The sequence below is a fragment of the Pseudomonas sp. ERMR1:02 genome, from assembly GCF_002277815.1.
In the GTDB taxonomy this organism is placed as follows: Bacteria; Pseudomonadota; Gammaproteobacteria; order Pseudomonadales; family Pseudomonadaceae; genus Aquipseudomonas.
In genome coordinates this window covers 1-8,223 of record NZ_NKJI01000046.1, presented here as the reverse complement: position 1 = coordinate 8,223, position 8,223 = coordinate 1, and the positions used below count along the sequence as shown (strand labels likewise).

At 52.1% G+C, this 8,223-nt stretch carries 9 protein-coding genes and 2 pseudogenes; 7 read left to right on the top strand and 4 right to left on the bottom strand.

Annotation, left to right across the window (positions count from 1 at the left end):
* A pseudogene (locus CES87_RS32040) lies at window positions 1–312 on the top strand (glutathione-dependent formaldehyde dehydrogenase); the annotation flags it as partial.
* A gap of 195 nt (window positions 313–507) precedes the next feature.
* Here the strand turns inward: CES87_RS32040 and CES87_RS32035 are convergent.
* Both CES87_RS32035 and CES87_RS34025 read right to left on the bottom strand, forming a co-directional pair.
* A pseudogene (locus CES87_RS32035) lies at window positions 508–734 on the bottom strand (DUF2188 domain-containing protein).
* Window positions 735–955: 221 nt separating this feature from the next.
* The gene (locus CES87_RS34025) at window positions 956–1,081 is read right to left on the bottom strand and encodes a group II intron maturase-specific domain-containing protein (RefSeq protein WP_256591187.1); all 126 of its coding nucleotides are present in this window, start codon (window positions 1,079–1,081) and stop codon (window positions 956–958) included.
* Between the two features lie 324 nt (window positions 1,082–1,405).
* Between CES87_RS34025 and CES87_RS32025 the strand changes: the two genes are divergently transcribed.
* Window positions 1,406–1,681, top strand: a complete 276-nt coding sequence (locus CES87_RS32025; protein WP_218196449.1) for a DUF2934 domain-containing protein — start codon at window positions 1,406–1,408, stop codon at window positions 1,679–1,681.
* 153 nt (window positions 1,682–1,834) lie between these two features.
* On the opposite strand, the gene CES87_RS32020 is transcribed toward CES87_RS32025, so the two are convergent.
* Window positions 1,835–2,962 (bottom strand): sensor histidine kinase, encoded by a 1,128-nt coding sequence (locus tag CES87_RS32020; protein WP_128609422.1) that lies wholly within the window; start codon window positions 2,960–2,962, stop codon window positions 1,835–1,837.
* Between the two features lie 172 nt (window positions 2,963–3,134).
* Between CES87_RS32020 and CES87_RS32015 the strand changes: the two genes are divergently transcribed.
* Window positions 3,135–3,491 carry a response regulator gene (locus CES87_RS32015; RefSeq protein WP_128609420.1) on the top strand — a complete coding sequence of 119 codons (357 nt, stop codon included), beginning with the start codon at window positions 3,135–3,137 and terminating at the stop codon, window positions 3,489–3,491.
* A gap of 876 nt (window positions 3,492–4,367) precedes the next feature.
* Here the strand turns inward: CES87_RS32015 and CES87_RS32000 are convergent.
* Window positions 4,368–5,936: a diguanylate cyclase gene (locus CES87_RS32000; RefSeq protein ID WP_128609417.1), complete on the bottom strand. Its 1,569-nt coding sequence runs from the start codon at window positions 5,934–5,936 to the stop codon at window positions 4,368–4,370.
* Window positions 5,937–5,950: 14 nt separating this feature from the next.
* Here CES87_RS32000 and CES87_RS34020 point away from each other — a divergent pair, with 14 nt between their 5' ends.
* The 4 genes from CES87_RS34020 to CES87_RS31985 all read left to right on the top strand — a co-directional run.
* Complete coding sequence (locus CES87_RS34020; protein ID WP_256591188.1) at window positions 5,951–6,073, top strand: hypothetical protein; 123 nt, start codon at window positions 5,951–5,953, stop codon at window positions 6,071–6,073.
* A 467-nt stretch (window positions 6,074–6,540) separates the two neighbouring features.
* Window positions 6,541–6,699, top strand: coding sequence for a hypothetical protein (locus tag CES87_RS34785; protein WP_371858296.1), 159 nt, complete (start codon window positions 6,541–6,543; stop codon window positions 6,697–6,699).
* 122 nt (window positions 6,700–6,821) lie between these two features.
* Window positions 6,822–7,859: a methyl-accepting chemotaxis protein gene (locus CES87_RS34015; protein ID WP_371858295.1), complete on the top strand. Its 1,038-nt coding sequence runs from the start codon at window positions 6,822–6,824 to the stop codon at window positions 7,857–7,859.
* A 102-nt stretch (window positions 7,860–7,961) separates the two neighbouring features.
* A partial coding sequence (locus CES87_RS31985) for a LytS/YhcK type 5TM receptor domain-containing protein (RefSeq protein WP_256591186.1) occupies window positions 7,962–8,223 on the top strand: 262 nt, incomplete at its 3' end.

Genomic DNA, 8,223 nt, shown 5'->3' with positions numbered 1-8,223 from the left:
GTGAGTGTGCCCGGCGTGTATTCGGGCTTCATCCACGGCTTCCTGTTTGGCGATGCGTTCGACAAAGGTCTTACCTTCAAAATGGGGCAAACCCACGTTCAGCGTTATCTCCCGGAACTGCTCGAACACATCGAGACCGGTCGCCTGTCACCAGAGGTCATCATTAGCCATCGGATGAGCTTGGAACAGGCAGCCGAGGGCTACAAGATATTCGACAAGAAGGAAGAGAATTGCCGAAAGGTCATTCTGACGCCGGGTGATCACAAAGTGGCTATACCCAATAGCGATGGCGCGGTGATTGTGGGTACGTAGCCAGCAATTCAGCGCGCTGGGTGAAGACGAAGAGATGCATCTTGCGTTGGTAGCGTAGAGGATGCCGAGCCTAATGGATCACCACCTCAATCGGCAGAATCTGCACCGAGCACAGTCGGGTTTTCAAAGTAAGCGCAGATCAACTTGATCTGGTGTGGCTGCTCACTCTATGCAGCCACCCAGATCAGGCGCTACTCAACCCTTTGATTTCCGAGGGTCAGAGCAGCACTAGGGAAAGTCCGCTCTTCCTGGATCGTCGCGTCCTCTTTATGAATTTTGAGCGACGCTGTTTTGTCCTTAAGAAAATCAGCAGCTATCGTCGTGATCTCGGCCTTTGTGGCTGCAGTCTTCGACGCACGCTGCGCGCCCTCTTTAACCAATGTCCAAAGCTTGTCGGACTTGGTGATGTGGTAGTTGTCCATCCATTCTCTTTGCGCAATCGAACGCATTTTTCTTTGTGGTGATCAATTGACCAGTGGCATCACAAGGAGTTTAAAGAGGTTGTCAATCGAGTAGCGCGCGCCAATAGCCTTAATCTTGATGTGCCGCACTATCGGCGTGTCCGATTCCTTCAGCAAGGTGTATTCCCTTGTCTTACCGTCTGCGTACTTTCAACGGTGTAGAACACCCACCGGCACGATCCTCAAACTTTGAAATACCTGTCCTTGATCCACCGTGTTGCTTTGCGCGGATGCCGTATTACCGGCCAGCGCTCGAGCATTGTCCAGACTTCGCTGTCTACCTGATTGAAGACTTTCTTGGCTACCACGTGGCTATGATGGTTCGCCCATCCCCGATATCGGGTTGAGCACGGACGCAGGGTTGTCGTTCAAAATTTTGCCATCCGTAGCAGTTATTCCTCCATTTTCAGACGAGCTACATGCCTGTCTTCAAGCGACCGGTGGGCCAAGGGTGGGGCAGTCTAATAGAGCGAGGCTCGTCCAGTGGCCATGCCCCCAGTCGTTTTCATCAATCTAGACCGTATCTACTGCTTTACTGAGACGTTGGAGCACACGCGACGTAGCGTAGCCGTTACTTTAAAAGCACTGCTCCGCATTAATCTAAATAGAACGCTTACTAGAGGAGAATGATTGTGACTGAAGAATCGCAAATCCGAGAAAGAGCTTATGAATTGTGGGAAAGGGATGGTCGTCCTGAAGGAGCTGAAGAGTTTTATTGGCGTCTCGCTCAAGAACAGTTTGAAGCAGAAGTGAAGTCATCTGCCGTCGCCACAGCTGAGCCGGTTCCTAACGAAGGGGAAAGCAGCCCAGATCAATCATCCCCCACCCAGCAGGGTGAAGACAGCGCACGATCTACTGATAGTGAGTGGCCAGCCAAAGGCGAAGCCAGCCGCTATGAGGGCACGTAACGCGCATATCTCGAGGTAGCCTGATCGATCATGGCGCTTCGCTCAGGAGCGTCTTGTGACTAACCAAGGCTGCGAACAGCCACCATCAAGGCGCTTAAAGAATTGATGGAGCGTGAGGGATCGCCAAAAGCGGGGAAGTAGCCCATAAAACGTCTATTTGAGCACCGGCAAAATAACACGGAAAATCGTGCCCTGCTCCAGCGTCGACTCGACCTCTATCGTCCCACCATGGCCCTCTACAATCTGTGCGGCTATGAATAATCCCAGCCCGAGACCAGACGATGCTCCTTGCGCACCCTCAGAATACTTGGAATAACGACCTTCTGGATTGAACAGAGAAGGCAGTTCGCCGGGAGGAATAGGCTTTCCGTAATTTTGCACGCAAAAGCGCGCGGTGGTGCCATCCCCGTCCAACGATACATAAATTGGAAGATGTGCGTTTCCGTGTCGCACCGCGTTACCAACAAGATTCGAGAAAACTTGTGCCATGCGTGATGGGTCGTACAGGCCCGCTACCGATTCCGTAGCGGTGAATACGATTTGCGCTCTGGGATGGGCGATCGTGAGTTCTTCCACGACGGACCTGCACACAGGAGTCAGGTCAGTGTTTTCCGGTCGTACCGGGATACCAGTGCCCAAGTTACAGCGCGCCAAGTCAAGCAGGTCGTTCACCATCTGGTTTGCGTTTTGAACACTTGTAGAAATCTGCGAAATTATTTTTTTTCCACGGGTGCCCAGTTCTTCAGTTTGTCTCAACAAATCCGCACCGAGCGTCACGGCACCCAAGGGTGTGCGAAGGTCGTGGCCTAACACGCCCAAGACTGTTTTTCGAGTTGTTTCCACCGCTCGCCCATACGCTGCTATCGACTCGACAAGCGCCTGATCGATGGCCTCGTTGAAGCGAATCATGTCCAAAATTTGATGGTCTTCCCCTGCGTATCCTTGGGCTAACCATAGCCTGAGGACGCTCGACCTGAGCGCGCGGTATTCGGAGACCATTTGATCCATCGTGAAACCCGCCACCAGGCGTGTAATGGCGTGACTTTGTGCGGCTGATTTTTCCTTTTTTACTGGGCCGAGTCCGAGGGACTTGTCGATCTGCTCTTGAGAGGTTTGAGAGCTAAGCATATCCAGCGCAACCGTCTGCAAAATATACTCAGCGTGGTTCCTCAAACCTGGTTGATCCAGAGGAGGCAGCGGGGTATCCACAGACCTGGCAAATTCTTCCCATGCTTGCAAAATAGGCTCAAGGTTGTTGAGGATGAAATCTGAAAGTCGCATGGCAAACCCTACTGGCGTCCTGATTATGATGTTACCAGCCAGACAAATATGGTCGATAAAACCAGATTAGCGGAACACCAAAAATCGGCAACCGACCATTGACCGTTCGTCAGTTGTTTGGAACACATCCAACCGTCGATACCACTAAGCGAGACAAAGGGGAGCTATGCCCATGTCACCATCAGTGTTGGTCGTAGAAGATGATGAAATAATGCGTTCTCTGATGGCTGACGCGATTTCCCTGCTGGGTGTCCGTGTGACGGAATGCGCCACGGCCGATGAAGCTATCCCCATTTTGGAAGGCCCAGCTTCCATACTTCTAGTGATAACGGATATTTTCATGCCGGGTAGTATGGATGGACTGGAATTGGCAAAAATGATTTGGGCGCGTTGGCCAGACCTGCCCGTTATCATCACCTCCGGTCACAGGTCAGTACTCGACGGGCTACCGACCAACGCAATGTTTCTGAGTAAGCCGTGGACAACCAATTTGTTGCATCACGCGGTTAGGACGTATCTACCTGAGTAATGTCCCCTGAGGGCGATCGCGTCCGCTTAAAATGTGATACGCGGACACCATCCCCCTTAATGCAGGAGTTCGGAAGGTGTGTTGGCTGGACGCTTACACTGAAAATGCTCCCGCAACGTTTACTGCGGCGCTCGAAAAAAATCGTCTGCTACGCTCAGCGTCGGCGCAATGAGCATTGGAATTGCTTGAAAAGCGCGTGTTCATGAATGAGCCATTCCATCACTACAGGCCATACAAGGATGACAGCATGACCGACAGACGACCGTTGAATCCTAACGTAACGGTTCCGAAGCCAGGCGGCGGTGTACAGCCGCGTTCTCGAAATCAAGACGGCCAAGTCCGCGATAAGCGGGACGATGCTGGAAAGCCCAGAAAGAAATAAACAGCAATGAATGACAGGTCACTCACGCAAAGGGAGTGGCCTATTTTCTCCGCTGCGTTGCTTGGTCAAAATGCGGTGAGAAGCCGCCGACGCAAATGGTTTGAACACAACCACCCCTCTCACCGCCCGCGAGGTCTATCAGGTACTAAAGGACGTCGCGCTTGGCACACGCAGAATGACGAGAGCCTGCAACCGATCTTAGAACGAAATCTACAACGGCCTCATGCCTGTTGAGATCGATGGCTGGTGACTCACGGTTTTCAATGACTGCGACACCTTGGACTACTGCGAGGAATGCAGGTCGCCTGACGGTCGTATCGGGTCTCTTGAAACCTGGCAGCGCTAAAGCACTGAGCCAGTCGAGCCGCTGCACGGGTGGGAGCGCGTGCAGCTAGAACGCCGCATTAACAACCTCCAACCTCCGCCACTTGGATCGAGGAAACACTAATCACCTCCATTCCCCCTTGTTAGGTGGGGCCTATTCGAAATCAAGTTCAAAAGCAGGCTTGAACACGTATTGGGCACCCATCACAATGAAGAGCCTGCTTACGACGAAGCTGCTTATTGGCGTACATCGCGGCATCGGCACCAGCGAGCAGCTCACCCAGAGGCTTCAGCTCCTTTGGCGAACAACGAACAGCGCCGATGCTTAGGCCGACAGGATAACGGCAGCGATCACTACCATTGAACTCATCGACCAGTGTTTGCACACGAGCAGAGAGAGCATCGACCGACTCCCTCACGTCGGCAGCCAAGACTACAAACTCATCCCCCCCGATCCTAGCAACAACATCGCTAACTCTAAACGCTGCCTTAAGCACCTGCGCCGCCGCTATGATCGCCAAGTCGCCCGCCTCATGGCCGTGGACATCATTAAGTTTTTTTAAGCCGTCGAGATCAATAAAAAATAGCGCGCAAGATTGATCATTGCGGCGAGCTGAGCGCAATAGTTGGTCAGCCAAAAGGAAAAAACTGCGGCGATTGTGCAAGCCCGTCAGTTCATCCGTCAGCGACAGTTGGCGCACATCATCTTCGACCTTTTGTCGTAGCGACATTTCGTCCATTAGTTTGCTGTTCACCGCTTCGAGTGCACTGGTTCGTTCGACCACCCGCAACTCAAGGGATGCATTCAAAGCAGCCAGCTCCGCTTGGGCATTTCCTCTCGACTTATCGATCTGATGAAGATGCCTCGCAGTTCTCAGGATTACCGCAACGAGCGTGACGATGCTCAGCGTCGCCATCAACGCTAAGCTGAACCGGTTGTCGTAGTAGCCCAGCTTTTCTCCGATTAGCAGGGAACCTCCGATGCTGAGAATTACTACCGGGATACTAGCCAGCAAGCTTCTCGCTACCTCACCACCCGCTGTGTCGCTTACCAGCAACTCGACGAAATCCGAACGTTCCTGAATAACCAGCAGTCCAGTATTGAACAGGATCAGCGCAATAGCCGTATGGATGGCCATTGAGCTATAGAGACCCACCGAGTAGAGCGCACTGACACTGAACAAATAACCAACAAGCGCCATCAGGCTTACAAATAGCGCTGACGACGCAAAAAATTGCGGCAATAACGACCTGCCCTCAAGAAGCAAGCCAAAGCCAGACAGCAGAAGGCACAATGCCGTCGCGGGAGCCATACGCCCCGGAAAAGTCACGGGTTGGCCGTGTTGAAACTCGAAAGGAAGTAGCAAATCAATCGCTAGATCAACCGACAGGACATACTCAACGAGGGTCAACCCACCAACAAGTATCACCAAGAAAGCACCAAGCCGTCTTATCAAGCTTCCGGCCAGGGACGTTCTGAACGTAGCGCACCACAGCCCCACTCCGAGGACAGTGAACATACTGGCGGTATTGACCACCATCGCAGTCCAGCCAGGAAGCACGCTTCTCAGCGCGGGCACATCAAACTGCCAGCCAGCCATCACTACTACGCCGATTATTGTCACGATAACGGCCACCAGCCGGGCATAGACTATTAACTGACGCAGCCTTTTTATTTGGCTGACTTCGGGCTCCGCCCTCATCGCCGTCTCCGTTGACGTGTTATTGGAAGCAGTCATTATGATGACACTCCATGAGTGCTGCCAATGAGATGCTGTCTCTGCACATAAGTCATGTGCTTGCTGGCAACGATTTTGATATGTCCATCGGTAAGATGGGCGATCTTGCGCAGGGACAGGCCGGCGTCGAATTTTAGGCGTACTACCTCTCGGATTTTATGTATGGATAAACGCTCCATGACGCCCTCTTCGCTTCAATAAAAGAGCTCGATGGTAGTGAATAATCCTGCATTGCTGCCTACCTTGAAGTGTCCGGATGACCGTGAAATCAGTGTCCGGATGTTGGTTGAATGATTTTCCGGAAGGTCGTTGAACCGCAGGAAAACCACACAATGAAATACGACAATATTCAATTGAGCTCAATAACCATATAAAAATTACGACAATAGCAGTGATGATGGCATAATGGTCATAACGTATGCCTTTTTGTAGGAATTGACCTTGCGTGCAACTCAAACGATTACGACTATTGAGCAATTTTTCCCGCCCAGCAGCGCTTGATATCAGCTACTGATTCCAACGGTAAAATCATCTACTGCAATGACGAGTTCACAAAATAAGCGGCTACTCCCGTGAGGAGTTGGTCGGTAGCCCACACAATTTGGTGCGCCATCCCGACATGCCACCTGCTGTTTTTGGGATGATGTGGAGCTACCTGAAGGCCGGTAAAAGCTGGATGGGAATCGTAAAAATCGTTGTAAGAATGGCGACTATTACTGGGTCAATGCGTATGTCACACCCATTCTCGAAAATGGCCACCTAATAGGCTACGAGTCCGTAAGGGTCAAACCGACTCGCGAACAAATTGAGCGTGCAAAAACACTGTATCTGCGGCTTCGTGCCGGCAAAAAAGCCGTATCGAAAAGGTGCCACTATGCAGCTTTTATGGGCAGGCTGATTTTGCCGGTAATTGCGGCACTGACAGCTATTGGAGCGGTTAACACGCTTCCGAATCTACTGGCGCAAACAATAATCGCCATACTCTTTCTCGCCATTGGATTGTGGGCTTATACGCGCGAGGTTAACCAACTCAATCGAATCATTAAAAGCGCTCCTGATGCGTTCAGTGATCCGATTAGCGCCCTCACCTACAGCGATACCTACGGCCCATCGGCGCAGTTGGAAATGGTACTAATTAGTGAGGATGCACGCCTTAAAACCGCTCTGACCCGGCTGAATGATCTTGCTAGCCAAGTGGCTGAAGCCGCAGCACATTCTTCCCTGCTCTCTAACCAAACTAAACATGCCTTGCTGGAGCAGCGGGCCGAAACGGACATGACCGCAGCCGCGATGACAGAAATGGCTGCTTCAATCAGTGAGGTGGCGGGGCATGTTCAACAAACCGCCACTGAGGCGCAAACAGCGAATGAACTGGCCGAACAAGGCGACAAAGTCGCCGGCACCACTAGAGAGGCAATTCAGCTTCTGGCTAGTACGGTAACAAACATCAGCACTGCAGTGGATAACCTCGCCAATGAAACGCAGCAAATTATGACTGCTGCCGGGGTGATTCAATCCATTGCTGATCAAACCAACTTACTGGCCCTCAATGCTGCAATTGAAGCGGCCAGGGCTGGTGAACAGGGCCGAGGTTTTGCGGTGGTCGCTGATGAAGTTCGAGCCTTGGCCAGTAAAACTCGCGTGTCTACCCAACAAATTCAGAGTGTTATTGAAACCCTTAAAAAGGGTGCTGATGAGGCTGTGAGCATTGCCAGGCTCGGTATCCGCGAGGCAGATCACGGTGTACAACAAGTTATAGAGGCGCAGGGAGCCCTTCAAGGTATTCGCGAGGCGGTTGAACGTATCAGTGGCATGAGTCAGCAAATGGCAGCGGCTTCAGAGGAGCAGGCCCATGTAGCCGAAGATATTGCTCGGCAGATCAATAACGTCGCAGGGACGGTCGATCGACAGCTAAAATGCTAACGCAGCAGTAGTTCGTGGCAGTGAGCTGGAGACTACATCTCGTGGTTTACAGGCACTGGTTGAACGCTTCAATAGGTAGCCAGGCCTAGGAGAGGGCTCGCCTTGATTATCGACCTAATTAATGGAGCGGCGTTGCTTTTGGCTTTGTCTTGGCTGCACGCGTTCATCACACGCCGCTGGGATAGGGACAGCATCGCCATACGGTTGGTGTTGGGCCTGCTATTCGGCGCTATTTGCGTGATTGGTATGTTTAACCCATCGCCAGAGCCCGGAATATTCTTCGATGGCCGCAGTGTAGTTCTAAGCATGGCCGCGCTATTTAACGGGCCACTCGTAGCCGGCGTGGCAGGCGTAATAGCAGGCA